The organism is Methylorubrum populi, from assembly GCF_002355515.1.
In the GTDB taxonomy this organism is placed as follows: domain Bacteria; phylum Pseudomonadota; class Alphaproteobacteria; order Rhizobiales; family Beijerinckiaceae; genus Methylobacterium; species Methylobacterium populi_A.
Genome location: NZ_AP014809.1, coordinates 136,040 through 161,935 on the forward strand (window position 1 = coordinate 136,040; position 25,896 = coordinate 161,935).

The 25,896-nt window shown below is 65.3% G+C and carries 21 protein-coding genes; 10 read left to right on the plus strand and 11 right to left on the minus strand.

What is annotated here, in order from left to right; translation table 11 throughout:
* The first annotated feature begins 9 nt into the window (after positions 1-9).
* Complete coding sequence (locus tag MPPM_RS00640) at positions 10-990, plus strand: LysR family transcriptional regulator (protein ID WP_096482939.1); 981 nt, start codon at positions 10-12, stop codon at positions 988-990.
* A 122-nt stretch (positions 991-1,112) separates the two neighbouring features.
* Here MPPM_RS00640 and MPPM_RS00645 read toward each other — a convergent pair whose 3' ends face one another.
* The 8 genes from MPPM_RS00645 to MPPM_RS00690 form a co-directional block, all read right to left on the minus strand.
* Entirely contained in the window at positions 1,113-2,615 is a 1,503-nt protein-coding gene (locus MPPM_RS00645; RefSeq protein ID WP_096482943.1) for a sensor histidine kinase, read from the minus strand.
* Between the two features lie 1,578 nt (positions 2,616-4,193).
* Positions 4,194-5,444, minus strand: a complete 1,251-nt coding sequence (locus MPPM_RS00655; protein ID WP_096482945.1) for an adenylate/guanylate cyclase domain-containing protein — start codon at positions 5,442-5,444, stop codon at positions 4,194-4,196.
* A 264-nt stretch (positions 5,445-5,708) separates the two neighbouring features.
* On the minus strand, positions 5,709-6,107 hold the full coding sequence (locus MPPM_RS00665; protein ID WP_096482951.1) for a response regulator: 399 nt from the start codon (positions 6,105-6,107) through the stop codon (positions 5,709-5,711).
* A gap of 1 nt (position 6,108) precedes the next feature.
* Entirely contained in the window at positions 6,109-8,688 is a 2,580-nt protein-coding gene (locus MPPM_RS00670) for an ATP-binding protein (RefSeq protein ID WP_096482953.1), read from the minus strand.
* Positions 8,685-9,668, minus strand: a complete 984-nt coding sequence (locus tag MPPM_RS00675) for an ABC transporter substrate-binding protein (RefSeq protein ID WP_096482955.1) — start codon at positions 9,666-9,668, stop codon at positions 8,685-8,687. Before MPPM_RS00675 ends, MPPM_RS00670 begins: the two co-directional genes overlap by 4 nt.
* A 145-nt stretch (positions 9,669-9,813) precedes the next feature.
* On the minus strand, positions 9,814-10,866 hold the full coding sequence (locus MPPM_RS00680; protein WP_096482957.1) for an Atu2307/SP_0267 family LLM class monooxygenase: 1,053 nt from the start codon (positions 10,864-10,866) through the stop codon (positions 9,814-9,816).
* Between the two features lie 48 nt (positions 10,867-10,914).
* Positions 10,915-12,315: an alginate export family protein gene (locus MPPM_RS00685; protein ID WP_096482960.1), complete on the minus strand. Its 1,401-nt coding sequence runs from the start codon at positions 12,313-12,315 to the stop codon at positions 10,915-10,917.
* 35 nt (positions 12,316-12,350) lie between these two features.
* Positions 12,351-13,004 carry a hydrolase gene (locus MPPM_RS00690; RefSeq protein ID WP_096487644.1) on the minus strand — a complete coding sequence of 218 codons (654 nt, stop codon included), beginning with the start codon at positions 13,002-13,004 and terminating at the stop codon, positions 12,351-12,353.
* A gap of 143 nt (positions 13,005-13,147) precedes the next feature.
* Here MPPM_RS00690 and MPPM_RS00695 point away from each other — a divergent pair, with 143 nt between their 5' ends.
* The 3 genes from MPPM_RS00695 (at position 13,148) to MPPM_RS00705 (ending at position 16,482) form a co-directional block, all read left to right on the plus strand.
* Complete coding sequence (locus MPPM_RS00695; RefSeq protein ID WP_096482962.1) at positions 13,148-14,062, plus strand: LysR family transcriptional regulator; 915 nt, start codon at positions 13,148-13,150, stop codon at positions 14,060-14,062.
* Positions 14,063-14,200: 138 nt separating this feature from the next.
* Positions 14,201-15,136 (plus strand): pirin family protein, encoded by a 936-nt coding sequence (locus tag MPPM_RS00700; RefSeq protein WP_096482964.1) that lies wholly within the window; start codon positions 14,201-14,203, stop codon positions 15,134-15,136.
* Between the two features lie 92 nt (positions 15,137-15,228).
* A complete protein-coding gene (locus tag MPPM_RS00705; RefSeq protein WP_096482966.1) occupies positions 15,229-16,482 on the plus strand; it encodes a DUF5996 family protein in 1,254 nt (417 codons plus the stop codon).
* An 809-nt stretch (positions 16,483-17,291) separates the two neighbouring features.
* Here the strand turns inward: MPPM_RS00705 and MPPM_RS00710 are convergent.
* Positions 17,292-18,305 (minus strand): IS110 family RNA-guided transposase, encoded by a 1,014-nt coding sequence (locus tag MPPM_RS00710; RefSeq protein ID WP_096482968.1) that lies wholly within the window; start codon positions 18,303-18,305, stop codon positions 17,292-17,294.
* Between the two features lie 735 nt (positions 18,306-19,040).
* On the opposite strand from MPPM_RS00710, the gene MPPM_RS00715 reads away from it, so the two are divergent.
* From MPPM_RS00715 to MPPM_RS00735, 5 genes are all read left to right on the plus strand, one after another.
* The gene (locus MPPM_RS00715) at positions 19,041-19,313 is read left to right on the plus strand and encodes a hypothetical protein (RefSeq protein WP_096482970.1); all 273 of its coding nucleotides are present in this window, start codon (positions 19,041-19,043) and stop codon (positions 19,311-19,313) included.
* A 322-nt stretch (positions 19,314-19,635) separates the two neighbouring features.
* On the plus strand, positions 19,636-21,213 hold the full coding sequence (locus tag MPPM_RS29150) for a S8 family peptidase (RefSeq protein ID WP_280176342.1): 1,578 nt from the start codon (positions 19,636-19,638) through the stop codon (positions 21,211-21,213).
* A gap of 97 nt (positions 21,214-21,310) precedes the next feature.
* Complete coding sequence (locus MPPM_RS00725; RefSeq protein WP_096482975.1) at positions 21,311-21,871, plus strand: sigma-70 family RNA polymerase sigma factor; 561 nt, start codon at positions 21,311-21,313, stop codon at positions 21,869-21,871.
* A 10-nt stretch (positions 21,872-21,881) separates the two neighbouring features.
* Positions 21,882-22,556, plus strand: a complete 675-nt coding sequence (locus MPPM_RS00730; RefSeq protein ID WP_096482977.1) for a hypothetical protein — start codon at positions 21,882-21,884, stop codon at positions 22,554-22,556.
* A 15-nt stretch (positions 22,557-22,571) separates the two neighbouring features.
* Positions 22,572-22,934 (plus strand): sporulation protein, encoded by a 363-nt coding sequence (locus MPPM_RS00735; protein WP_096482979.1) that lies wholly within the window; start codon positions 22,572-22,574, stop codon positions 22,932-22,934.
* Between the two features lie 549 nt (positions 22,935-23,483).
* On the opposite strand, the gene MPPM_RS00740 is transcribed toward MPPM_RS00735, so the two are convergent.
* The gene (locus MPPM_RS00740; RefSeq protein ID WP_096482981.1) at positions 23,484-23,726 is read right to left on the minus strand and encodes a hypothetical protein; all 243 of its coding nucleotides are present in this window, start codon (positions 23,724-23,726) and stop codon (positions 23,484-23,486) included.
* Between the two features lie 1,047 nt (positions 23,727-24,773).
* Between MPPM_RS00740 and MPPM_RS00750 the strand changes: the two genes are divergently transcribed.
* A complete protein-coding gene (locus MPPM_RS00750; RefSeq protein WP_096487645.1) occupies positions 24,774-25,247 on the plus strand; it encodes a hypothetical protein in 474 nt (157 codons plus the stop codon).
* 127 nt (positions 25,248-25,374) lie between these two features.
* Here MPPM_RS00750 and MPPM_RS00755 read toward each other — a convergent pair whose 3' ends face one another.
* Complete coding sequence (locus tag MPPM_RS00755) at positions 25,375-25,851, minus strand: YciE/YciF ferroxidase family protein (protein ID WP_096482985.1); 477 nt, start codon at positions 25,849-25,851, stop codon at positions 25,375-25,377.
* Positions 25,852-25,896: the final 45 nt, after the last annotated feature.

The following is a 25,896-nucleotide window of genomic DNA, read 5'->3' on the forward strand; positions in this document are numbered from 1 at the left end:
TATGCCATCATGGAACAGATTGGCCTCGACCGCCTCACCGGCATTATCGCCTTCGCGCGTTCCGCCTCGCTCGGCAGCTACACGGCCGCGGCGCGCTCCCTCGGCATCTCGCCCTCGGCGGTGAGCAAAAGCGTGCAGCGGCTGGAGGAGCGGCTGGGCCTGAGCCTTTTCACGCGGACCACCCGCTCGCTCACCCTGACGCCGGAGGGCCGCGACATCCATGAGCGGGCACTGCGGCTCCTACGCGAGGCCGAGGAGATCGAGCAGACCGCCGTGGCGGCTCGGTCCGAGCCGGCCGGCATCCTGAAGGTCACGGCACCGTTCCCTATCGGGGTGCACCTGCTTGCCCCAGCTCTGCCGCGCTTCCGCGAGCGCCACCCGAAGCTGTCGGTCGACCTGCGCCTGGGCGACCGCTTTGCGGACCTGATCGAGGAGGGCATCGACGTCGCCATCCGCGTCGGCGATCTGGCCGACTCTCGCCTGGTCTCCCGGCGTCTCGCCCCCCACAGGCTCTGCGCCTTCGCCGCGCCAGCCTACTTGGCGCGACGCGGCATCCCGAAACACCCGGACGAGTTGGTCCACCACGACTGCATCAACTTCCGCTTCCAGAGCACCGGCCAGGCTCTGCGTTGGCCATTCCGCGTAGGCAGTCGCACGGTCGAGCTCGTTCCGGATGCTGGCATCGTCACGGACTTCAGCGACGCCGTGGCGGCTGTTCTGGTCGCGGGTGGCGGTATCGGCATCTCGCCGACCTACATCGCCGCTCCGTACATCGAGCGGGGCGCCCTGGTGCCCGTCCTACAGGAGTTCGCGGTCGAGCGCTCCGTCATCACCGCGCTGTGGCCGGAGAGCCGACGCGGCAACCCGAACGTGAAGGCGTTCCTGGCCTTCCTCGGAGAGGTGTTCCCGTCTCCGGCTCCATGGGACATGTTGATCACCGCGCCCGACGGAGACGAGGAGGGCGCGCCGTCGAACGCGAAGCCCGCTTAATGGGCTACGACATGCTGATGCCGTGGCCGCCGCTTACAGGTCCGCTTCCTCCTGTTGAGCGGACGTCTGGGCCAGCAAGCTGGAAAGCCTGCAAGGGGTCACGTTCACCCATTCGCCTCAGGCTAGACCAAGGGCTCAGATGAGCCAGAGGCTGATCCAGGGCTCTGCCAATGGACGACCCGCGGTTCGGCTGGTTCGCGTGCTTCACCCTCAGACAACGAGAGTGGCAAGTCGATGGTGAAGCGCGTGCCTCTGTCCCCGTTGCTCGATAGCGCGATCTGACCCTGCAGGGTTGAGGTAACAAGGTTGAAGACGATGTGCAGGCCGAGCCCCGTACTGCCCTTACCACGCCGCGTGGTAAAGAACGGGTCGAACACCTTGGACAGGTTCTCTGGCGGGATGCCGACGCCGTCATCCGCAACGATGATGTGCAGCCGGCTCTCGCCCGACCGTGATGCCGCAACATCGAGCACGCCTGACTGGCAATCTGGGTAACCGTGCACGATGGCGTTGAGCGCCAGATTGCTGATCACCTGAGCCAGCGCGCCGGGATAGGAGTCGAGTATGATCCCGTCCTCGCAGCGGATGCGCACCGCATGGCCCTTGCGGCGCGCGAGCGGCTCAAGCGTACTCATTAGGTCATCCAGCCAGCCATGCAGTTCAAAGGTGCGCCGTTCCTCGTTAGCTTGATCGACCGCGACCTGCTTGAAGCTATGCACGAGGTCGGCTGCCCGCGTCAGATTCAAGAACAGTAGCCGCAGGCCTTCACTTACACGACTAAGGCCTTGCGTGAGATCCGATCGGCGGATTTGTCCTGTCTCGACCGCGCGCTGAAGATGCCTCAGATCTCCGTCGGCGGCCGTCGAGGTTGTCAGGGCCAAGCCGATCGGCGTGTTGATCTCGTGAGCGACCCCCGCCACGAGTTGGCTCAGGGCCGCCAGTTTCTCGGCTTGCACAAGCTGGGCTTGCGCTTCGCGCAGCTCAGACAGGGCTGCCTCTGAGCGCTGGGTCTCCCGCCGAAGCGCTTCCTCTATCTGGAATTGGCGTCGAGCTCTCAACTCTCGCGCGCCTACCGCGTAGAGCGAGAGCGCGTAGGCCATACCTATCTCGAAGTTGTTTATGAACCGCATGCCCGGCCGCTCGTGCGTCGCGAAGGCCTCGCACACGGCGAACCAGAGCCAGGTAAGTCCGCAGAATATGGCGAGCGAGGGCAGGCGCAACGGCAGCAGCGTTGAGACAAAGAGGATGATGATGATCAAGCCTGCGGCAGCATGATCGAAGCCGGGTCCCAGCCGCAGGTAAATTAGGCTGAGCACGCAGCCAGGCACGACGCAGTAGCCGAGGTAGATCTCCTCGGCCCAGGGCCGCGCCGCAGGCCAGCTGAGCGCCACGGTGGCGGGCAGGAGCACAGCAGTCGCGACGGTGAGGCGTAGGAACAGGGTATCGATCCAGTGCGCCGGGTCGAGGATCCAGTCCCACACGGCGAAGACGCAGTAGACGAAGGCGCCGAGCAGCATCGCCGCCTGCGTACGGAAGAGGTCGTCGAGGGTGAAGCGCGCAACGAAGGCGCGCTCGTCGACGGGATCTTCGAAGCGCAGGCCGAGCCTGCTCAGGATTCTATGCATCAGGAGAGAAGACGGTGGTGGAGTTCTCCTCCTACGCCCAGCGGCCTCATGATGCACGCAGGCCGACCATCAGCGCTGCGCCACTTCCAGAACTTTGGCTAGAGCCATCAGAATGGCGTCTCGCACCTGCCTACGGAGCTCAAATTCAGATTATTTTCTGGTATCTGGGAATCAAATCTAATAGGTCTTTTGTTGTTATTTGCATGAACGAACGATGCATCTATACTCATGGCCCCGGCTGTGATAATAATCTTCGGTTCCGACTCGATTGTAGGCAGATAAGAACACGCACTCTGTCGCCTGGGGGCTAGACCTCACAGAGGAGCGGAAGCAATGCTTGCGTATAGAAAATCCGGCATGGGCGCCTTGTTATTTGGCGCAGCGATGTTCTCATTTGCCGTCCCCGCGCAGGCTGAATGGGGCGGCGGCTATGGCGGAACGCCGAGCATCGGCAGCAAGCCGGGCAGCCAAGGACGTCCTGGCGGCGGAGGTCGCCCCGGCGGCTGGAATGAGGGCGGCGGCTACGGTGGCGGCGGAGGTCGTCCTGGCGGGTGGAACGAGAGCGGTGGAGGTCGTCCTGGCGGTGGAGGTCGTCCTGGCGGCTGGAACGAGGGCAGCGGATACGGCGGTGGTGGTCGTCCCGGAGGCTGGAGTGAGAGTGGCGGCTACGGCGGCGGAGGGCGTCCCGGTGGAGGTCGCCCAGGTGGCTGGAATGAGGGTGGAGGCTATGGCGGTGGAGGCCGTCCTGGCAGCGGGGGTCGTCCTGGCGGCTGGAACCAGGGGGGAGGCTACGGTGGCAGCCAAGGTCGCCCCGGCGGTGGGGTTTATCGGCCTGCTGAGTACGGCGGAGGCGGCTACGGACAAGGCGGGTATGGTGGCGGGCCTGGGATGGGGAAGGTCTGTTATAACTTCGCCGGTAGGCCATACGTTTACACAGGCCGAGGCCGCTGTCCGATCAGCTAGGAGCCCGCGCGAAAGACGGGCCCGAGGGCCACGATGTAACAGCGAAGCGTGAGTAGTCGAAGCCGGTTGAAGGGCTTAGCGGCCGGCATGTGCTAGCTGCAGAAGGCTGTGGGCGGTGCAGAGCATCGCCCACTGGCCTGGGACCTGATCGAGCCTCCGTCCGAATGCCTCTTGTTCAGCTATGCGCCATCAGCAGACCTTCGCTCTTGTGCGGCGGCAGGCCCGCTGTTGTTTCGTAAGCAGACTTGCCTGCGGAGGTGTGGCTTCCAAGCGTTCAAACTCGCGGCTGAACGATAGGCCGGCGACAGGATCTGCGGCCTGGATGAGGCTGCTTTGTGGCTCCGCTCGACCTGGGTCGAGACGACGTCAGCATGACATTCGGGGCTACCGAAGCCGAGCCGCTCGCGGTCCGACAAGTAACGTCACGCCGCCCCGAATCGGTGCGTCGCTTTTCCAAGCCTCCGGACGGCCAGCTTGCCGACAGTCTTATTGGCCTGGAATGACTGAGAATGGGTCGAAAGCTTCCGGTTCGAAGGAGCTGACACAGCTGAGAGCGGACATGGTGCTCGAGCCGCTTCCGACACACAGCCCGCTTCAACCTCAACCCGAGGCTCCTCATACCAAGTCAATCCTAGTCCCGGCGGCACCGTTGAGCAGACGTCTGAGATGGAACTCGGCTAGGCGGTCGTCAGATTTGAGCCCGACAAGAGCGGCGAAAGCGGGCATCGCACCGGGATCGCCAGCCTCCAGCTTGCTGAAAGCTCTGCCATAGTTGATCGTGGCCTGCTCGCCACAGGCTTCCTCCGTTAGTGGTTCGAAGGCGCGGATGGCGTCTGATTTTCCCCTTAGGACGAGGTCGCCTACCGGACGGCCGCAGAAGCGGATCATTTGATCCGCTACCGCCCGGCTAATACAGATGCGTGTGCCGAGTTGCTTGTTTGCTGCCTCGAGCCGGGCTGCTGTGTTTATGGTGTCACCATAAGCCGTGTAGTCGAAGAATCGGCCGCCGCCGAAACTGCCGACGATCGCTGGCCCGGCATGGACGCCGATGCGGGTTTCACCAAGTTTCACCCCGCGCTCGAACCAGCGCGCCCTGAGAGCCTCCGCGACCTTATCGAGATCAAGTGCGCAGGCTACGGCACGATCGGCATGGTCCGGCTGGTCGCTTGGCGCGCCGAAGAGTACGTGAATCGCGTCGCCGACGATCTTCGCGACCGTTCCATCATAGGCGAAGACGACATTTGTCAGCTCGGCTAGGTACTCGTTGAGCAATTCGGCGAGCAGCGCCGCCTCAAGGCTCTCCACGAGGGACGTGAAGCCAGTGATGTCGGTGAAAAGCGAGGCGACCTCGCGCCGCTCTCCGGCGATGCCGAGAATCGAGCCGTCACCCGCGAGTTGCTGCGCGAGGTTGGGCGAGAAGTAGCGCAACAGGCTGGCGTGCGCGCGCTCGGCCTCTAATTGCCGCCGCCGCGCCTGACGCAGCACCTCAATGTGCCTAATCGTCTTCGCAATTGTGGTCTCCAAATCTACGAAGTCGATCGGTTTGGTCAGAAAGTCGAAGGCGCCGCGGTTCATCGCGATGCGGATGTTGGCCATGTCGCCATAGGCCGACACGATCACTGTCGAGAGCTTCTCGTCAGCCTCCTGCAGCTTCGCCAGCAGCGACAGCCCGTCCATGCGCGGCATGTTAATGTCCGACACGACCATGTCGACTCCTGGGTTCTCGGACAGCATCGACAGCGCGTCGATCCCGTCACGGGCGAACAGGAAGCTGATCTGCCCCGCGCCGATCTGCCGGCGAAATTTCTGCAGGACGAGTGCCTCAAGGTCGGGCTCGTCATCGACCACTAGGATATTAGTGGGCATGCCGGGCAGCCAGGAAGCAGAGAGGGGGCTTGGGCGACATTAAACGGCGAGCTCATCCACTCGCGCCACGAAGGACGGGGCGATGTTCAGCCCCATCCGGCCCGCAAACCTGAAATAATGGCACAGGATGATGGCCGTTTTCGTCCCGCTGCTTCCCTGTGCGGCTGTTGAGGTGGCACACGCCATGGTGCCGAGCACGGCGGAGATGACTATCCTATGGAACACCGCTGCTCTCATCGATTTGTTCCTTCGGCGTCGACGCATTCAGGCGGCACGATCGATTTCGGCGAGCCGCCTGTCGACCTCCTGCCGGAGTGCCTCGAAGTCGATCGGCTTCGTCAGGAACCCGGCGGCGCCTGCCTCTGCTGCCTTCCGGCGCGTCTCGGCATCCCCGTATGCTGTGATCATGATCACAGGCACGTCCGGATGCGCGGCCTTGATCTTCGGCAGAAGCTCAAGCCCGGTCGTACCTGGCATGTTGATGTCGGACAGGACGAGGATCAGGCACGTGTCGCCTGACACCGCGATCCGGTCCAGCGCATCCTGGGCCGAGTGGGCGAAGTCCATGACAAAGCGCCGGGAGCGGAGCTCGCGCCGGAATTGTTGGCGGAAGAGATCTGCGACATCAGTTTCATCGTCCACGACTAGGATCAGAAAGCTCATCTCAGAATACCGATCCTGGGCCTGTCCTTTTCGCCGCGGCTGCGCCACTCCGCGGCAGGACGATAGTGAGCTCGGTGAAATCGCCGGGCTCGGTCGCGACCTCAATGGTTCCGCCATGCTGCTTCACCACGATGTCGTAGCTGAGGGAGAGCCCGAGGCCAGTCCCTTCACCCGCGGGCTTCGTGGTGAAGAACGGGTTGAACATCTTGGCCACCACTTCATCCGGGATGCCGGTGCCGTTATCTCGGATTCGGATCTCGACCCTGTCGCCGAGGTTGCGTGTCTTGGCCGCGAGCATCGGGTCGAAAGCTCCGCCCATCTCCGCCTCGCGCTTCGCCGCGGCGTAAAAGCCGTTGCCGATCAGATTGAGTAGGACGCGCGTAATCTCCTGCGGGTAGAGGTCAGCCTCGCCTGCCGCCGGATCCAAGTCTTTCGCGAGCGTCACGTTGAAGCCGGGCTTCGCCGCCCGGGCACCGTGATAGGCGAGATTTATACTCTCCTCAACAAGCGCGTTCACGTCCACCATCTGGTGATCGCCCGACCCCTCGCGCGAGTGCAAGAGCATGTTCTTGACGATCGAGTCCGCGCGCTTGCCGTGCTGGACCACTTTCTCGAGATTGCTCTTTAGCATGCCGGTGAGCTCGTCGAGTTCCTCCCGTACCCATTGGTCGAGCGGTATGGGCGCCAGAACTTCGTTGAGCTCGTCGATCAAGTCCACTGAAAGCGAGGAGAAGTTGTTCACGAAGTTCAACGGGTTCTTGATCTCGTGTGCAATGCCGGCCGTGAGCTGTCCTAGCGAAGCCAGCTTCTCCGACTGAACGAGTCGATCTTGTGCCTTGCGTAGGTTCTCAAGAGATTGGGAAAGATCACGTGTTCGGGCCTGCACCTGCTCGAAGAGCCGAGAGTTCTCGATAGCAATGACTGCCTGGTCGGCGAACGTTTGTACCAACTCGACGTCGCGGCTGCTGAAAGGGCGCGGCTCAGAACGGCTCAAGACGAACACCCCATCGGTGCGCGCTTCCCGCTTGAGGGGCACTCCGAGCAGCGCCTGGGCCATGCCGACACTTACGGGAATAGGATAATCGAGTTCGGGATCTGCGAGCGAATCGGCAATGTGCTCGACCCGTCCCAATGCAGCCACCCGCTGCACGACGTTCGCACGTCCGGGCCATTGAGGGGTCGATCTGAGCAGCGCAAAGTCTGCATCGGAGTAACCGCACGCAGCCATGGCTCGGAAAGCATCGCCCTCGCGAAGGTAGACGAAGCCTCTCGGCGCCTCGCAGAGTTCGCCAGCTGACGAGATTAGCGTGGAAAGCACGGCCTCTAGATCGAAGGCTGAGCGGCTGATAACCTTCAGAACCTCTGACATCGCGGTTTGCTGCTGTAAGGTCGCGCTGAGTTCTTTTGTCCGCTCCTCGACCTTGGCTTCCAGCGTCTCGTAATTCTCCTGGATGCGGCCGGCCATCTGGTTGAACCGATCGGCCAACGTCTCGATCTCGTCGCCGGTGCGGATGGCGATACGCTGCGAGAGGTCGCCGCCGCCGAGCCGCTCGGCGCCCTCTTGCAAGCGGCGAATCGGCACCACCATGCGGCGCGCGAGCACGCTTCCTACCAACGTCGCTAGCAGAAGCCCGAAGCCCAGCAACATCAGCGACTGTGTCAGGGCTCGGTAGACGAGCGCCAGTGCCTCGCTCACGGGCGATTGAACGAATACGAGCCAGCCGACCCGGCCGATGCGTGCATGGGCGGTGAGGACCGGATTGCCGGATAGGTCATCGCTAAGTTCGGTGAGGTGGCCGGCAGGCGGTGCTGCGCTCCCGGTTGCAGGCAGCGTGCGCGCGACCTGAGATAAGCTCGACAGGTCGGTATTCCGCAGCACGAGGCTGAGGTCGGGATGAGCGATGAGGCGGCCGGCGGAAGTGACTACATACGCATAGCCTTTCTCGCCGACCTTGATCCCCGTGATCACGTCCCAGACGAGCTTGAGATTCACCTCAGCGGTCGTGACGCCCGGGTTGCGGCCGGAATGTGCAACCCCAACGGTCATGTAGGGCTCGGACCCGCGCCGGAAGTAGACGGGACCGAACCAGACCTTCTCGGCCACCGCCTGCCTGAAGCGCGGTTCGCCGGAAAAATCCTTGCCGCTGCGGACCTGGTCTGGCTCGAGCCGCGAGACCTTGATCTGCTCCTTGCCGGCTGGATCGAGATAGGAGACCTCGGTGATCGCGGGTGCCTGCCGGAGCAGCCGGATGAAGTCGTAGCTCTGCTGCTCCAGTGGCACGCGTCGCCATTCGGCGCGGGTCGTCCACCCGATCTGGTTCTCGATCTCGGAAATGAATTCGCTTACGCGCTCCGCCGCCGCCTGCGCCTTCTCGCCCTGCACCTGCACTGCGTTCCGTTTGGCTTCCTCGTAGTTCAGCCAAAGGTTCACGCCACCGTTGATGAGAAGGACGAAGGTGACGAGCCCGACCAGCGCGAAAGCAAGCTTGACGGAAAGCGGGACCCGCCAGCGGCCTGCCGCTTTCAAGGGTACGCCAGAGGACGCTGGGGCCGCCTCCGGAACGAGGGCGCCGGCGCTCATTCGATTACCTCGTCGGCGCGGGCGAGGAAGGTAGGTGGAATCTCGAGCTTGATCGCTCTCGCCGCGTTGAGGTTCAGGACCAGCCCGTGCTTGGTTGGGGCCTGCACTGGGAGGTTTCCAGGCTTTTCGCCCGCAAGGATCCGGGCCACATAGGGACCGGCACGCCTAAACAACTCCAAGGCATCGAACCCATAGGCCGCGAGGCCACCGTCCCTGGCGTGAAACGCGAAGGGGTAGATCGCGGGCAGGAGATGTCGCTCAGCCAATGCGAAGATGCTTCGACGCTCGACCGAGTTGATCGGGTTCGGCAACACGACCAGCGCGCCGCCCCCACCGGAAGCGAATCCCTCGATCCCGGTTTGAATTTCGGCTGGGTTCCGGGCGTGGATCAGCTGCACGTGCAGTGCTAAACGCCCCGCTGCCGCCTCGGTCCCGCGCAGTAGGGTCAGGAAGCCGGCGGCCTCAGGATCATGCAGCACGCCCACGCGCGTGAGCTGGGGCGTCATGGCTTTCAGACTCTCGAGCCACTTGCCGCCGATCTCTGGTTCGAAGCTGCTGAACCCGGTGATGTTGCCGCCAGGACGTGCCAAGCTTTCAACGAAACCGGCGCCAACTGGATTGGTGACCACGACGAAGACAATCGGGATCGTGCGCGTCAAGGTCCGCAGCGCGGCGAGTCCCGGTGTGCCGTTGACGAGGACCACGTCAGGCGCTTGCGCAACAAGCGCCCGGGCTTCACGTGCGGCGCGTTCGGAATCGCCCGCGAGCCACCGCACGTCGAGCGAGAGATTGCGGCTTTCGACCCAACCAGCCTCGCGCAAACTGTCGCGAAACGCAGTCAAACGGCTCCGCCCCTCATCATCCCCCTCCCGATACGACATCAGCACCCCGATGCGCCGGGTTGTGCCCTCCGCATGGACCATCGCGGGCCAGGTCGCAGCCGCAGCCCCGATGCCGGCCAGAGCATCCCGTCTCCTCATCCGATCACCTCGTTGGCGCCGGCAAGAATGGACATCCGAATCATCAGGCTGAGTTCGCGGGTCGTTCGGTTGTTTACGAGCAGCTCGTAGGAGATCGGCGCCTGGACCGGGAGCACCGGCGCCCTACGCCGCCAGATCGTTGTATCTATGAAGCCAACTCGTTTTTCGTTCGCGTTTCCCGGATGGTCGGGGCTACTTCGGCACCCAGCAGTTCGATCGAGCGCCGCATCGCTGCCGGTTCGAGAGAAGCCGTGCTCATTTGGAATGTGATGCGCGAAACGCCGCCGAGCGCCTGATCGGCGTGGAGCATCTTAGCCACGACTGTCGCCGGTTCGCCAATCAGGAACGCGCCATCCGGGCTTGCCATGGCTTCGAACTGCTGCCGCGTCGGCGGCGGCCAACCGCGCTCCCGCCCGACGATCCCTGTCAGATGAGCCCAGCCGGGGAAAAACGCATCCTTGGCAGCTGCGTCGGTCTCGCCGACGAATCCCATCGCATGGACGCCCACCGTCAACCTGTCGGGGCTGTGTCCGGCACGGATGCCGGTTTCGCGATAGAGGTCGACGAGCGGACGAAAGCGTTCGAACGTCCCACCAATGATTGCAATCATCAATGGAAGGCCGAGCGCGCCGGCGCGCGCAAACGATTGTGGCGTTCCACCGACGCCGACCCATAGAGGGAGCCGCGGCTGATGCGGGCGTGGGAAGATTCCCTGCCCCTGGAGCGCCGGACGGAAGCGGCCCTCCCATGTGAGATGGGTCGTCTCGCCGAGCTTCAGAAACAGATCGAGTTTTTCCGCGAAGAGTTCATCATAGGCCCGTGTGTCCAAGCCGAAGAGCGGAAAGGCCTCACCGAACGATCCTCGACCGACGACGATCTCGGCGCGACCCTTTGCAATGAGATCGAGGGTCGCGAATTCCTGAAAGACCCGAACGGGGTCAGCGGCACTCAGCACCGTCACCGCGCTCGTCAGGCGGATCCGGCTCGTGCGGGCGGCAGCTGCGGCCAGGATGATCGCGGGCGCGGAATCGAGGAACTCCGCGCGATGGTGTTCGCCGATGCCGAACACATCGAGGCCGGCCCGGTCAGCGACTTCAACCTCTTCGATGAGGTCAGCCATGCGACCGGCCGCGGACGGGAAGCGGCCCGTGGCCGGATCGGGGAGGATGGCTGCAAAACTATCGACGCCAATTTCCATGTGAGATCCCTGTTGAGTTGCTGCTGTGGATCGGCGGAGGTGTCACGGTCAGAATCGGTAATTCGCCATCGCCCCGATCATCCCGATCGTCCGCGCAGGCCCCGTCTCGCGGATGAACGTCCCGGGCTCGAACGCGCTTGCCGACACCGTTAGGTTCAGTTCCGGCGTGGCCTGCCACGCCGTGGTGAGTTCGATCTGCGTGCCGATGAAGCGTGCGTCGCTGCCCTCGCCGCCGCGCACGAGGACGCCGGGGATCGCGTAGATGCCGTCGCCTGTGCTCTGTCGCCAATAGGCGGCACCCGTCAGCGAGACGGCGAGGTCGTCGAGGGGGCTCACCGTGACGGTGGGCCGGAGGTGGATCAGGTTGCGCGGGCCGATCGGCGAGAGCGCGCCAAAATACTTGCCCCTCGGAAACAGCGGATTGAAGGTCCCCAGCTTCGGGTCGTTGCGATCAGCATCCCCCGAGATCACGTCGGCGGTGAGACTGAGGGCGGGTTGCAGCGGCACATCAAGGAAACGGCGGCCTATTTCGCCGCCCACGCCCCAGGCCGCGATCGGATGGCCAGAGAAGCGTCCGCCCTGGAGCACCGCCTCGGCATTCAAGAACCAGGCGCCGGTGTCACCGAAGAACCTTGTGCCGTAGGTATGGACCGTCGCCCTGCCAGCACCCTGGTCGAACACCGCGTTGCGGTCCTCCAGCCCCAGATAATAGGCGTCGAACCCGGTCGCCCGTTCCTGGCTCAGCCATTGCATCGCATAGAGGCCCCAGACCGCCCTCTGACGGGAGGCGCGATCGTCGAAATCACCGGAAAAGGCGTCGACCGGCCGGAAGGTTAAGGCGGTCAGCTGGCCGCTCTCGCCCGTCAGCGTGGCGTCGATGCCCTCAAAGGCCTGAGGGACGTTGGGGCCGTAGCGCGTGTCAATCAGGCGTCCAGCGCCGAGCGACACGAGCTTGCGTACCGCCGATAGCCGCAGCGTGAGGCGCTCGCTGGCCCGCATCTGAGCCTCAACGAAACCCTGCAGCATGTCCGCGCCCGTCGTATCGATGGGGCGCGGCGGGCGGTCGGCGCCGGTGATCGCGGAGAAGATCGGCTGCACGAAGATCCGCAGTGTTCCCGTGTGCAGGTCGGCATAGGGCATCACGCGCTGCCAGACGAAGGAATCGTTGCGCGCCGATCCCCAGTTGACGTTGGCATAGCCCTCGTAACGGGTGCGGATCTCCACGCCGGTCGAGAGATAGATCGAGCCATCCTCGCTCAGCGGGATGTACTTGAACCGCTCCGTCCAGCCGCCCGTGCGCCTCGCCGGATTGGCGAGGTAGGACCAGTCCTCCGGATAGCGCTCGATGGTAAGCGTCGGCGCCCGCGCGACGCTGGTCGAGAGCTGAGCCTCGGCCGCGGCGGGGATCGTAGCGAGCGCCGCCGCAACGAACAGGCTCGATGCTCTCATCGATCACCCTGTCGAGCGCGGCGGTCGTTTTCCGATTAGCCTACGGCCTTCGGCACGGGCGTGGCGAGCAGCTGCTGCTCCCAAAGATAGGCGATGCCGCTGCCGGCAGCGTGCTGCTTGAGCACCTCGGTGAGCCCAACGGCGGTGTCCAAGCGGGCCCAGTCGCGCTGCCACTCGGCCGCCAGCGCCAGCCAAGTCATCATGTTCACGCCGGCTCGGATCATGCGCTGAATGGCCACTTCGTGGGCCTCGACAGAGACGGCACCCGACGCATCGGTGATCACCGTCACATCCCAGCCCTCACCCGCGGCCTGGATCGCCGGCATCGCCACGCAGATTTCGGTCCACAGCCCGGCGATGATCAGCTGCTTGCGACCCGTCGCCTTGACGGCGTTGACGGCCTTCGGATCCTCCCAGGTGTTGATGAACGTGCGGTCGATCACCTCCTGGCCTGGGAACACGTCGGTCACCTGCGGGAAGATGAGGCCGCCGCGCTCCGCGACGACGCTCGTCAGGATGGTGGGCACGCCGAACACCTTCGCCGACTTGGCCAGGGCGGTCGTGTTGTTCACGACCATGTGCGGATCGTGGCTGTTCAGGTTCGCGAGCTGGTAAGGTTGGTGGTCGATCAGGACAAGGACCGAGTCCTCGGGGCGAAGAAGAGAGTCGAGTCCGTTCCGAAAAGCCATGTCCGAGATCAACCTCCGTTGGCAGGGCCCGCGGCGCGCCTTGCATCAACCGCCACGTTGACAGGTCGGACAGTGTCAGTTCCGATGTTCGCACGGTAGACCGGTATCCGGCTACACCGTGTCGCGAAACGAGGAACGGCATCTTGGAGATCGAGGACCTGCGCACCTTCGTCGAGGTCGCCGACACCGGAGGCGTCTCGGCCGCAGCGCGTCGCCTCGGCGTGTCGAAGTCCATCGTCAGCCGCAGGCTTATGCGGCTTGAGGCCGATCTCGGTGTCCAGCTTCTCGCCCGCAACACGCACGGCGCTTCGCTGACGGAGGCCGGGACCACGTTCCGGGACTACGCGGCACGGGTCTGCGCCGAGATCGACGTCGCCAGGGAGACGGTCTCACCCGGGGGCGACCTCCGGGGCCGACTGCGCGTGGCCATGCCGCTGACGTTCGGCCCAACCCATTTTGCGCCCGTGATCGCGGCGATGGCACGGCGCCACCCGCTGCTCCACATCCAGGCGAGCTACGGCGACCGCTTCGTTGACCTCGTCGCGGAGGGGTTCGATTGCGCGATCCGGGTCGGGTACCTCACGGACTCGAACTTGGTCGCGAGAAGGGTCGGACCGATCTATGGGAACTTCGTCGCGAGCCCGGACTATGTCAGGGCGCACGGCTCGCCGGAGACGCCTGAGGACCTTGCCGGCCATCAGGCGCTCATGCAGGGGACCGAGACCTGGCAGTACACGGACGGCGACGAGATCAGGACGTTCCGTCCGCAGGGCCGCTTCAAGGCGGACAACGGCGTCGCCCTCGCGGCGGCGGCCGCGGCGGGTCTCGGCATCGCTTGGCTGCCCGACTGCATCACCTATGAGGACGTCGCCTCGGGCAGGCTCGTGCGGGTCATGACGCGTCACCCGCCGCCTCCGGCGGCGGCCTACGTCGTTCGGCCGCCCGGCCCTCATGCCTCGCGCAAGGTGCGGGTGCTAACCGAGCTGCTGATCGAGCATTTCGAGAGCGCGCCGGAGCTTTGGGGCCTGGACGACGCATTGCCCGGGTCTCGCTCCTGACGGGCGGCGTTCCACATCCTGCGACACGGTTCTACGTCCTGCGTGACTACCCGCGCCACGCGGTCGCGGGCTAGACGGTACGCCAGGCTTTTGCCGGAAAGATCCGTCCACGCCGCTCCGCATCGAGAGGTTGAGGTCATGAGCTGGAACCCGGCCCTGGAACCGGGCTGTCCCGATGATGTGGGCGTCGACGCGATCGAGACGCTCATCGTGCCCCGTGCGCGCGACCTCGGCGGCTTCGAGGTTCGGCGCGCCTTGCCGGCGCCGAACCGGCAGATGGTCGGGCCGTTCATCTTCTTCGACCAGGCCGGGCCCGCCGAACTCCTGACGGGCCAGGGCGTCGACGTCCGGCCGCACCCGCATATCGGTCTCGGCACCGTCACCTACCTCTTCCGCGGTGATTTCCATCACCGCGACAGCACCGGGGCCGACCAGGTCATCCGTCCCGGCGCACTGAACTGGATGGTGGCGGGACGCGGCGTCACCCATTCGGAACGCACCACGGCAACGGCGCGTAGCGGCCCCCACAGCCTGTTCGGGATCCAGACCTGGATCGCCTTGCCCGAGAGCCACGAGGACGTGGCACCGAGCTTCGAGCACCACGGCAAGGAGGCGCTGCCGGTCATCGAGGATCGGGGTGTCTCCCTGCGCCTGATCCTGGGGTCCGCCTATGGAAAGGCCGCCCCAGCGACGATGTTCTCCGAGACCTTCTATGCCGACGTGAGGCTGGAGCCGGGGAGCCGCCTGCCGTTGCCGGACGACCATGAGGACCGGGGCATCTACGTCGTCGAGGGCTCGATCTCGGTCGCCGGCCGTGACTACGCGGCGGCGCAGATGATGGTCTTTCGCCCCGGCGACAGGATTACCGTGGCCGCGGGCGAGCGTGGCGCGCGGCTGATGATCCTGGGCGGTGCGACGCTAGCGGGACCACGCTACATCTGGTGGAACTTCGTTGCCTCCTCCAAGGAGCGCATCGAGGCGGCGAAGGCCGAATGGCGCGCGCAGAACTGGGGCCAAGGGCGCTTCGACCTGCCGGCCAATGACCGGGATGAGCACATTCCGCTCCCGGCTTGAGGGGCGCCGACAAGGTGATGGCGCGGCGTCCGGCCGCGCAGTCCGAGACGGCAGGCGCGACGCATATGCGAAGGCGCGATGGAGAACGCCGCATGAGCAACAGGTGGCCCCACCTCGACTATCTCGGTTGGCGCGAGACCTGTTCGGCCCTGCACCTCTACCTGCAGATCGCCGGCAAATACCGGCTGGCGCATAGCCCGTGGCTCAACCACTCCTGGAACGCCACCTTCTACGTCACGCCTCGTGGCCTCTCCTCCTCACCCATCCCTGATGGGCCGGGGATCGAGATCCTATTCGACCTTCACGAGCACAGGGTCGTCGGCACGAATGGTGACGGCCGCCAGGCGTCGTTCGCGCTCGGCCCGTCCACGGTCGCGACGTTCCATGCCGATTTCGTCCGCTTGGTGTCTGACCTCGGCGGTACGCCCACCTTCGACGGACAGCCGAACGAGGTGCCCTTCCCGATGCCCTTTCGCGAAGATCATCGCGACCGGCCCTGGGATCGCGACGCCGTACAGCGCTTCCATCAGGCATTGATGGCTGTCGACCGGGTGTTCAAGGCGTTCCGGACCTCCTTCCTCGGCAAGTCCAGCCCAGTCCACCTGTTCTGGGGCGCTCTCGACTTGGCCGTAACCCGCTTCTCGGGCCGGCGAGCACCGCTCCATCGCGGCAGCATCCCAGCGCTTCCGGACGACGTGGCGCGGGAAGCCTACGACCGCGAGGTTGCCTCGGTGGGCTTCTGGCCGGGTGGCGGCGGCCTCGACTATCCCGCCTTCTACGCCTACGCCTACCCGGCGCCGAGCGGCTTTCGCAGTGCATCAGTTCGGCCCGATGCCGCCTTCTGGCTCGAAGAACTGGGCGAGTTCGTTCTGCCCTACGACGCTGTGCAATCGGCCGCCGATCCCGACGAGGCTCTCACGGCGTTTCTCGTCTCCACCTACGAGGCCGCCGCCGACCGGGGAGGATGGGATCGCGATCTGCTGGAATGCGTGCCTGGTCGGTCTCGCCGGGTTCGGGCGCCGGACGCTGAGCAATCTGACGAAGCATCACGGGCGACCGACGTGACGGTCGAACGGGAGGAAGGCGCAACGAAGGGGCGCTACCGGATCGTCGTCGAGGGTATCGAGGCCGAGATGACCTACACCCGCTCCAGCGAGAAACTGATCATTATCGACTCTACCAACGTCCCGGCCGCCCTGCGAGGTCGCAGGATCGGCGAGCAGATGGTTCGCCGCGCAGTCGAGGATGCCCGGCGTGATGGGGTCGCCATCATCCCGCTCTGTCCGTTCGCGAAGGCGCAGATCGAGCGCCGCCCGGAATGGCAGGACGTACTGCGTCGAGCATAGACCGTTGACAGCATTGGACGACGATCAGATCGGCGTCGATATTGCCAAACGGGAGATAACGAAGCTTGTTCGAGTTCGCCCAATCGTCGCAGAGGGCTGCCATCGGCAAACCATGCTGACCGGACGGCGACGATGTACCCTGAGTGGCAGCAACGTCCGCGGCCGTAGGACGTCTCGTATGCACTCCCGGATCACCTCCGGATCGTAGCCGGTCAGGAACACGAACGGCACGCCCCGCTCTCCGAGCGTCTGGGTGATCTCGGACCGTTGCCCCGCCGCCGAGATTGAGATCCAAAACAGCTTGGGTCGGCGTCCCGTCTTTCAGCCTAGTGGACTTCGCAAGCGATGGGGTGGACGTGGCTGATCGATACGGGCCCGGTCCCTATCCCGACCTCGACTTTCACACTCCTCGGGTATTGGGCCGCAAATGTGCCCGTACCAAATGATGTCGTGGCCGCCGCTGCTAGGTCTGCTTGCTCCTACTGAGCAGACTTCTGAGCCGGCACGCCTGAACGTCCGCTAGGGGTCAGGAGTTCGCATGCCAGTTGGTCGGCTGTGCGCCGATTTTGTTCTCTAATGGGTCAATGGGTGGCAGCTCGGTCCAGAGCGTTCGACGCTTTCGGGTGCCTGCGTTCTCTACGTGCTCGTGCGGCACTTGATGGGGTTAGCTGGGTACAGAGCGGCTCGGTTGAAAGCGCAGTCGGCGCGAGGCCGCATGCTACAGAATCGGCGCCATCGTCTGCTCCCTCCCTCGGGCGTCGCTCCCGCTCGGGAGCTCGGTTCGGCCTCCTGTTCGGTGATGTCAGCCGCTAGGCAGGTTTGAACTCGCTGCCCTGCCGCAGCATCGCGTGCATGATGATCGCCAGCCGACGCGCGAGAGCGATGCGCGCCTTGCGCATCGTCGAGCGCTTCGCAATGGCCAGAGCCCAAGCCTTGAGCTTCAGAGGCTGCCTGCAGCGCGTCAGCATCACGTTGGCGGCTTCGTACAGGAGCGTTCTGACCCGTCGGTCGCCGCACTTCGAGATGCTGCCGGTGTAGTCGACCTCGCCCGATTGGTAACGCCGTGGGACGAGACCGAGATACGGCCCGACGTCGCGAGAGCGCTTGAAGCGCTCAGGATCGTCGATGGCTGCCGTGAAGGCGAGCGCGGTGAGTTGACCTACGCCCGGGATCGTCATCAAGCGGCGACAAGCCTCTGAGGCTCGGACCATCCGCTTGATATCTGCGTCGATGGCGGCGACAGCCGCCAGCACGGCAGCTCGCGCTCCGATCAGGCCGCGCATGGCGGCAGACAGCCCAGTGATCCCTTCGCTCGAACGCAGAGCCTGCTCGATGAACGCAGGGCTGAGCGCCCGCGGCAGTCGCACCCCGAACACGACGGCAAGGCCGCGGATCTGGTTCTCCAACGTGACCCGCTGGCCCACCAGCTTCTTGCGTGCGATGATCAACGACCTCACGGCGTGTGCCGGCAACGACTTCACGTGCACCGACTTGAAGAAGCCCGTTCGTGCCAGGTGAGCGAGACCGCGCGCATCGTTGCGGTCGGTCTTGTGCGTCGTGAGCGACTTTAAGGCTTGGTAAGCCTGCCGGCTCTCGACGCAGACGACCGGCACACCATGGTCGGCCAAGCCGTGGAACAGCATCGGAGCCATCCGGCCTGTCTCGAACACAACCCGACGGCAGGCGGGCGTCTTCTTGAGTTCCTGCGCGATGTCTGCAGGCGTAGAGGCCACCTTCGCCTGATGGGTAATTACTCCGTCGCGGTCGAGCACGCAGACGTGCGTCTCCTCCATCGAGACATCCAGGCCAGCGAAATACTCCATGATCAGCCTCCTCTTCCAACAGCAGAGCCGATCCTAACGACTTCCGCAGAAGAGCTGCCGCCCATTACCCGATGTTGAAAAACTCAGGCTCTGCACTTCGCGCGTCATCTCGGGCTGAGAATTAGAAATGATTTTTCTCTACATGACGATGTATCCCCGTCTACGACGGCGGCTTATGATCGCCTCGGTAGAAAGATTTTCTACGCCTTGCGCAGGTCGTGGTGCCGCCTAAGACCGGTCCCGAGTTTTTCAACGAAATCCGCCACAAGCCGACGTTCATTCTTGAGCCGCAGCAAGTCCGCTATTCAGACACGAGGAGACCTTCGTGACGGATCGCGAAGTCCTACAGAGTGGAACTCTTCAACGGACGAGCCTCGCCAGCTCCCGTAACGAATGCTGCGCCCCTCCCCCCGCATCAGCTCAGGCTCTACGCGCCAAGCCGAGACTGCGTGCCTCTTCGACCATGGCTTCGAGCGGGGCCACACCATCACCATCACGGCTACTGACCGCAACACGACGAAAGGGGACGACTGCTGCCCCGCGATTCGCATGATCCGGAGGAGTGCGGAGCTTCTTGCAAACGGGCGCCGGAACTTTTGCCGAACTACGCCGTCCCGATCCTCCTGACCGCTCCTCCATTTGTTTGGAAAGCTGGCGAACCAGATCCCGGCCTCGCGCGACCAACGAATGTCGGAACCGCACCGCGCGGCCCGAGCCATTCAGAGGATTGCCGCCATGACCCGGACCAAGATCATCGCCGCCCTTTGCACCGTTGGCCTGGTTCTCGGAGCAGGCTCCACCGAGGCGAAGCCCTTCCACGGGCACGGTCACAGCCACGGCTTCGGCCACGGGGGCGCCGTCCTAGGCGGCCTTGCGCTCGGGGCCGTGGTGGTCGGCAGCGCAATCGCCGCCACCTCCGACGAGACCTACGAGTGCATCGTCAAGGTCCGGCGGACCTACGACGGCTTCGGCAACGTCTATGTTCGCCGGGTACGGGTCTGCGAATGAGACACGGCGTTCGCCGTCAGAACTGCGCGGCTCTGAGTGTCCAGTCCGCGTAGACTGAGTTTGGTCGCTCATCTACAGTCAGGACGCTGCGCGCCGGCTCGGGCGAGCGGTCGCGGGAGCCCGTGCTGCGATGCGGAGTGCCTTCGTTCGGTTCATGCTCGGATGGCTCTGCCGCGTCCTGACCGCGGCGGTGCTCCTCTTCTCCGCTTGCCTCATCGCTCATGCGCAGATGCGCGGCCCGGCCGGGTCCGGTGCCGGAGCCCCCTACGGTGGCGGCGGTTACGGAGGGGGCGGCTACGGTGGCGGCTACCGCGGTGGCCCGATGATCGGCCTGCCGGGCATGATCGGCGTCATCCCGCGCCTGATCCCGCGACAGCCGGTTGAAGAAGTCGAGGACGAGGAGCCGCCGCGGCGGCCGGTCCGACAACCGGAGTACGAGGACGAGCCTCCGGCATACCGGCCGAGGCCACGTCCCCGGCCACAGGCCCCGTCGCCCGTTCATCGTGCGGAGCCTGCACCGGCACCGCGTCCCAAGCAGGCCACACCCGTTCGCGAATCTTCGCCCAAGGTTACGCAAAGGCCGGAGCGCTCGAAGCCAATCGCGACACCCGCCGCCAAGCCGCAACCGCCGAAGCCTGCACTCGCCAAAGCACCGCCTCCGCCGCGTCGGCAGGCGCCCGTTTCCGCACCAGTCCCGGCCGTAAGCCAACCGAGCCTCGCGGGCCCGGGCGAGGTTCCCGGCGAGGTCCTGTTCGTCCTCAAGGCGGAGGTGTCCGCCGGGAGCCTGCCCGAGATCCTGCGCCGCGAGCGCCTCTCGCTGATCTCCACGGACACCTTCACGCTGGTGCCGGTGACCGTGCACCGAGCCCGCTTCCGTGACCGTCGATCGGTTGCGGAGGTGGTCGCCGCCCTGTCGCGCGACCCTCGCGTCGCCTCGGCGCAGGCAAACCACGTCTACGCGCTCGTCGGAGAGGCCATGCCGGTCCTCGCCGGCGCACAGTACGTCGTGGGCAAGCTCCGCCTGAAGGAGGCGCACGCCTCGGTCACGGGCAAGGACGTGACCGTCGCCGTGATCGATTCCGACGTCGACCTGGGGCATCCCTCGCTGCAGGGTGCCGTCACGGACCGGCACGACGCGCTGGACGGCGGCAAGGCGGCGGCCGCCCACCCGCACGGGACAGCCATCGCGGGCATCGTCGGCGCCCGCGCCCAACTGGCCAGCGCAGCACCGGAGGCCAGCCTCCTCGTGGTGCGCGCCTTCTCGGGCGAGACGCGAGCCGGGGCCCAAGGCACTACGCTGCACGTCCTGCGAGCCCTGGATTGGTCCGGGAAAATGGGCGCGCGAGTGGTCAACATGAGCTTCGCCGGTTCTTGGGACGCGGCGCTCTCCGAGTTCCTGGCCGCCGGAACCGGACGCGGCGTTGTCTACGTGGCCGCGGCTGGCAACGCCGGCCCGACCTCGCCGCCACTGTTCCCGGCAGCCGACCCGAACGTCATCGCCGTGACCGCGACGGACGCTGAGGACAGGCTCTTCCCGGCGGCCAACCGCGGCTCGTACCTCTGCGTCGCCGCACCGGGCGTCGACATCCTCGTCGCCGCGCCGAACAACAGATACGGGCTTCTCTCAGGCACCTCGATGGCCGCCGCGCAGGTCAGCGGTGTGGTTGCCCTGATGCTGCAGGCGAGACCTGACCTGAAGCCGGCTGAGGTGCGAGCGGCGCTGACGCACAGCGCCCGCGACCTCGGTCCCCCAGGTCCGGACCGTGAGTTCGGCGCCGGCTTCGCCGATGCCGACGGTGCCGTGCGGTTCCTGACAGCACCTATGGCCCCCAAGGAGCCGGACGGAACAATGCCGAGGGGGGCAAGTGCCACCCCCGTCAGCGCCAACTCGCAGCCGTGACGATGGTGACAAGCCGTGACGGCGACAGCCACGGCGCGAAATCCTCATCCGGGATTGAACCACTCGCCTCGCCCACGCGACCTATGAAGGGGCGCGGATGAGCACGCCTTCCGACGAGGATCTGATCCGGCGTATCGCCGGTGGCGACCGGGTGGCAATGCAGGGCCTCTACGCTCGGCACGCGACGACCGTGTTCCGCTTCCTCGTCCGCATGGTGCGCGACCCGAGCCGGGCGGAGGACCTGATGAGCGACGTCTTCTTCGATGTCTGGCAGCAGGCCGGCCGCTTCGAGGGTCGGTCCAGCGTCACGACCTGGATGCTGACCATCGCCCGCTTCAAGGCGCTCTCCAGCCTGCGGCGGCGCCCGCACGAGGAACTGGAACCGGAGCTGGCTGAGGCCATCGAGGACGAGGCCGATACGCCGGAGGTCTCACTGCAGAAGGCGAGCAAGGCCGAGGCCATGCGGCGCTGCCTCGAAGCGTTGTCCCTGGAACACCGCACCGTGATCGACCTCGTCTACTACCACGAGCTCGGCGTCGAGGAGGTGGCGCAGGTCCTCGACATCCCAGCGGGCACCGTGAAGACCCGCCTGTTCCACGCCCGCAAGCGCCTGTCGGACCTGCTGCTGAAGGCAGGCATCGATCGGGGTTGGCCGTGAGGAGGCCGCGATGAGCACGACCGACCCGGAGCGCGACGAGGACGAGCTGCTGCTGCCCTGGCACGCCACCGGCCGTCTCCGTCCGGCGGAGGCCGCCCGCATCGAAGCGGCGCTCGCGCGCGAACCGGAACTCGCGCGCAGGCTCGATCTCGCCCGCGCCGAGCGGGACGGGACCGTGGCGGTGAACGAGGGCCTCGGCGTGCCGTCGATGAAGGCCCGAGACGACCTGTTCGCGCGTATTGACGGGGACCCAGCGGTGCGGGAGCGCGGCTGGCTGCGGCGGATCGGCGAGACGTTGGCGAGCCTGTCGCCACCGATGCTGGCGGGCTCGGCCATCGCCGCTTGCCTCCTACTCCTGCTGCAGGCGGGGCTGCTGACGGGCGCGTGGCTGGGTGGTTTGACGACGACTTACGAGACCGCCTCCCATAACGCGAACGGACCCTCGACAGGCGGCACCTTCTTCCTCGTCGCCTTCGCGCCGGCGGCCACGGCTGCGCAGATTACGGAAGCCCTCGCGGAGACCAGGTTGTCCGTCGTGGACGGGCCTCGTGCCGGTGGCATCTATCGCCTCCGCCTCAGAGAGGCCGCGGACAGGCAGGACAATCCGAGTGCTCTCCTCGACCGGCTGCGCGCGAAGCCCGGCCTCGTCGTTCTCGCAGTGCCCGAGACGGCTCTGGTACGCTGAAGGGAGGAGACCAAGATGCATGTCGCCCTGATCCTCGCGGTTCTCACGCTGGTCGCACCGGCCCAGGCCCAGCCCATGCGCGGCGTGCCGCTTGCGGACGAGGGCTGGTGGGTGGTGCTCGGCTCCTTCGACAACAACGGCGGGACGGGCAGCCGCTCGGCGGATGCCGCGGTCGCCAGGACGCGGCGGCAGGCGCGGTCCTGCGGAGAAAGACCCTTCAATGACGTCTCGGAGAAGTTCTCCGGGTTCGTGCCGGGCTTCGATGTTTCGGTGCTCGGCGCCTACCCAACCCGGGCGCGGGCCGAGGCCGCTTTATCCCGGGTAGGTTCTTGCATACCGGGTGCCTACATCCGCCGTGCGCGGTACGCCGGCGAGTAATGTGCACCGAATTTCCGGCCGGGTTCAGCCCTGCTTCGCACCGCCGCCGGCACGAAGAAGTCACTCGCCTTTTGGAGAATGCGGTCGAAACTCCGCAGGGTCTCCGGCGGGCAGGACGCCGTGTGGGCGTGTCATGCAACTGCGTACGTCCCCGATAAAGTACGCTGCGAGAAATCGTGGGCTCTCGGCCACTCCAGCTTCGACACGGCTGGAGGTTCTCTCGCGTAGCTTGACCTTGTGCTCATCATCTCAGATGTGCGCGGACAGGCACCGCCGCCGGCGGTGTACAGGCCGCGCCTTCCCTTCGTTCAACGATCGCGTGGGTTGGCCGGCATCCCCGAAATGTTTCGCAGGGGCTGCAGCATCTAAGGCCGAGAACGAAGACGTGTGGTTACCGTCTCAACGGAGTCCCAGGACGAGGAACGCACCCGGGTCCGAACGGAGCCAGGTGCGTGAAAGTGATGCTGAGGATCGCCAGATGGTGCAACGCCTCTGTGTTCTGGCGTTGATACGTCAAGTTTCCACGCTCGATGAGGTCGTTAAGCCTGATCAGTGGCAGAACCTGCGCACGACGACATCGCCGAAGTCGTTGATCCAGCGACGGGTGTGGCAGTGCCCCCCATAGTAGATGTTCGAGTAGCCCCAGGGGCTGAAGTGATGATGCCTATGGCCCCAATGGCTGTGCCCGACGTGGCCCGGCCTGTGCCCGGGGAAGGGGCGATGGTTCGGCCCGTGCGCGAAGGCTTCGGTCGCGCCGACCGCGCTGAGGCCGACCAGAAGGACGAGGCTCATCAATTTACGACCGCCAGACATCTTCGTCTCCTGTGTTTGAGGGCTATCAGCGGCCCTCACCTTCATTGGTCGCAGGAGGCGGCAGCACGGTTCAAACTGCTCGAACAAAAAAGGTGATCACACTGCTCGTGACCAAGGGAGCTGCGGCTGGACTATCGTCCCAGGCTGTACGACGACATCCCTCCTGTGCCGCTTGGAATGCTCAACGCGCTCTACCGTGCCGAGGCTGATGGGCTCACCGATCTGCTCGGTGACGTCCCCGAGAGCACGCAGACAAGGCTGGCCGTCTACCTCTACGGCCGCAGCCACACCCACGATCTCAGTCTCCGGATTGCGGCACCTGTGATGGCGCGGCGTTGCGCGATGCGTCTCCGCTCGTCGGTGGCATCCCCAACGAGCGGGCTCGCCAAGTCTCCGGCAACTCGCACCGGTAGCACTGAGACAGCCTTTCTCAGCTGACCTGCGGCTTTTTGCGCTGGAGAAAAGCGGGTTTTTGTCGACGAAACAGACTCTCTTTTAAGACTGAGGCCATCACGATCTCCAGCGGAGGTCGAAATGCAGTCAATACTAACCTGTGTTACGCAGTCCCATGACCTTCGGCTGATGCTTTTAGCAGGCTTTGTGCTACTTAGGCATGAGCACGGTCCAAAATCCCGGAAGCGCTAACAGCTTTGGACGAATCATCAGATCGGCATCGACAGACACTTGATCCGAAGCGGAAAATCGCGAGGCTAGCTGTTGATTGCTGCACCTCCTGGCCAATCGTGGTCCGCCCTCAAAGCTTGGCAAAGAAGCAGGCGGCCGTTCAGTACAGCTCAGTTGATGGGCTCCTCGTGACCCCTTTCGGACCTTCCTCCCTACCTCTTCGGACGTCCGCTCTGAAGGGGAAAGCGGATCTGAAAGCGGCGGCGATAACATCAGCATAACGTGGCCCATTATGCGGACGACATCCACCGAAGTGGAGACTGGCCCTGCCATGGTCCGGAACAGTCGGTGTGCCCGCGGCTTGCCGCTGGAGTGGGCTTCTCGGGATACCGGCTGGATCGCATGCAGGAATATGGAACCTCGTTCGGCATCGGGTTCGTGGCGGGGATGCGCAGCATGTCCGCTTGCGCCGCCCTGACCTGGGCGGCGTCGCAGGGCCGGACGCGCGGTGACCTCATTCCCGGCGGTCCGGGCGCGCGCGCCGTCGCGACGACGGCCGCCGCCGCCGAGATGGCCGGGGACAAGATGCCGTTCGCGCCCGACCGCCGCATCCCGCCCTCGTTTGCGCTCCGGCTCGCCATCGGCGCGGTCGGAGGCTGGGCCTTGGCCGGCCGGCGCGCATCGCCCGAGTACGGCGCCCTGGCCGGCGTAGCTGGCGCGGTCGCCGGCACGCTCCTCGGGCGGGGCGCTCGGGGCGGGGACTCGCGGACATCGGCAGGACGCGCCCGGGGCCTCGCCGAGGACGTCGCCGCCGTCTGCCTCGCCGCGTTGGTGGTCGCATCGGCGGAGACGAAAAGGCGCCGGTCATCGCCTTGAGGCGACCTAGCGCCGGCTCAAGCATATCGAGCAGCGTCGGCTTACCCGGTGGATCACACCGGCTTCGCGCAGCATGCGTTGAAGCCGCATGCTGCGCGTCGAGGGACCCCGAGGGTTGGTTGGTCGCTTAGGCGCCCATGATCGTGGCGGCGATCTCGTTGTGCCGCTCGTCGGCCGCCTTGGCCTCGTCCAGGGAGGTCTGCATCGCCTGCACGATCCCGCTCAGGCCGAGTTGCTCGGCATACGCGCGGATCGTGCCGAAGGCCGCGATCCAGTAGTGCAGCGCCAACTGCCCGTTGGCGATGATGCCGAGGTCGCGCGAGGCGTCGTCGGGCGCCTGCTGGCGGATCTGGCGGCTGACCTCGTAGAGGCCTTCCAGCACTGGGTTCTTCTGCTCGCCGCTGCCGCCCGCCTCCTGCAGGGCTTGGTCGATGCGCTGCGCCCATTGCTGCGAGGTCTGGTTGCCCTGCTCCAGCGCGGCCTTGAGGTCGGGATGGCGGGCGTCGTTCCGGATCTCGTCGGTGGCCTGCGCGGCGACCTTGCCGCCGTTCTTCATGGCGGCGAGCCCTTGGGCCACGAGCGTCTTGAGAGCGTCATTGTTCATCGTCGTCGTCCAGTGGGAGCGTCGGCGCGTGGATTGCGGGCGCCG

What these genes read in the sequence shown, in the direction of transcription:
- MPPM_RS00690 (WP_096487644.1), bottom strand. Translation starts at nt 13,004, where the DNA reads ATGGCTTTTCGGAACGGACTCGACTCTCTTCTTCGCCCCGAGGACTCG.
- MPPM_RS00735 (WP_096482979.1), top strand. Translation starts at nt 22,572, where the DNA reads ATGCATGTCGCCCTGATCCTCGCGGTTCTCACGCTGGTCGCACCGGCC.
- MPPM_RS29150 (WP_280176342.1), top strand. Translation starts at nt 19,636, where the DNA reads ATGATCGGCCTGCCGGGCATGATCGGCGTCATCCCGCGCCTGATCCCG.
- MPPM_RS00655 (WP_096482945.1), bottom strand. Translation starts at nt 5,444, where the DNA reads ATGCCCACTAATATCCTAGTGGTCGATGACGAGCCCGACCTTGAGGCA.
- MPPM_RS00740 (WP_096482981.1), bottom strand. Translation starts at nt 23,726, where the DNA reads ATGAGCCTCGTCCTTCTGGTCGGCCTCAGCGCGGTCGGCGCGACCGAA.
- MPPM_RS00755 (WP_096482985.1), bottom strand. Translation starts at nt 25,851, where the DNA reads ATGAACAATGACGCTCTCAAGACGCTCGTGGCCCAAGGGCTCGCCGCC.
- MPPM_RS00705 (WP_096482966.1), top strand. Translation starts at nt 15,229, where the DNA reads ATGAGCAACAGGTGGCCCCACCTCGACTATCTCGGTTGGCGCGAGACC.
- MPPM_RS00700 (WP_096482964.1), top strand. Translation starts at nt 14,201, where the DNA reads ATGAGCTGGAACCCGGCCCTGGAACCGGGCTGTCCCGATGATGTGGGC.
- MPPM_RS00670 (WP_096482953.1), bottom strand. Translation starts at nt 8,688, where the DNA reads ATGAGCGCCGGCGCCCTCGTTCCGGAGGCGGCCCCAGCGTCCTCTGGC.
- MPPM_RS00725 (WP_096482975.1), top strand. Translation starts at nt 21,311, where the DNA reads ATGAGCACGCCTTCCGACGAGGATCTGATCCGGCGTATCGCCGGTGGC.
- MPPM_RS00685 (WP_096482960.1), bottom strand. Translation starts at nt 12,315, where the DNA reads ATGAGAGCATCGAGCCTGTTCGTTGCGGCGGCGCTCGCTACGATCCCC.
- MPPM_RS00730 (WP_096482977.1), top strand. Translation starts at nt 21,882, where the DNA reads ATGAGCACGACCGACCCGGAGCGCGACGAGGACGAGCTGCTGCTGCCC.
- MPPM_RS00645 (WP_096482943.1), bottom strand. Translation starts at nt 2,615, where the DNA reads ATGCATAGAATCCTGAGCAGGCTCGGCCTGCGCTTCGAAGATCCCGTC.
- MPPM_RS00640 (WP_096482939.1), top strand. Translation starts at nt 10, where the DNA reads ATGGAACAGATTGGCCTCGACCGCCTCACCGGCATTATCGCCTTCGCG.
- MPPM_RS00710 (WP_096482968.1), bottom strand. Translation starts at nt 18,305, where the DNA reads ATGGAGTATTTCGCTGGCCTGGATGTCTCGATGGAGGAGACGCACGTC.
- MPPM_RS00675 (WP_096482955.1), bottom strand. Translation starts at nt 9,668, where the DNA reads ATGAGGAGACGGGATGCTCTGGCCGGCATCGGGGCTGCGGCTGCGACC.
- MPPM_RS00680 (WP_096482957.1), bottom strand. Translation starts at nt 10,866, where the DNA reads ATGGAAATTGGCGTCGATAGTTTTGCAGCCATCCTCCCCGATCCGGCC.
- MPPM_RS00665 (WP_096482951.1), bottom strand. Translation starts at nt 6,107, where the DNA reads ATGAGCTTTCTGATCCTAGTCGTGGACGATGAAACTGATGTCGCAGAT.
- MPPM_RS00750 (WP_096487645.1), top strand. Translation starts at nt 24,774, where the DNA reads ATGCAGGAATATGGAACCTCGTTCGGCATCGGGTTCGTGGCGGGGATG.
- MPPM_RS00715 (WP_096482970.1), top strand. Translation starts at nt 19,041, where the DNA reads ATGACCCGGACCAAGATCATCGCCGCCCTTTGCACCGTTGGCCTGGTT.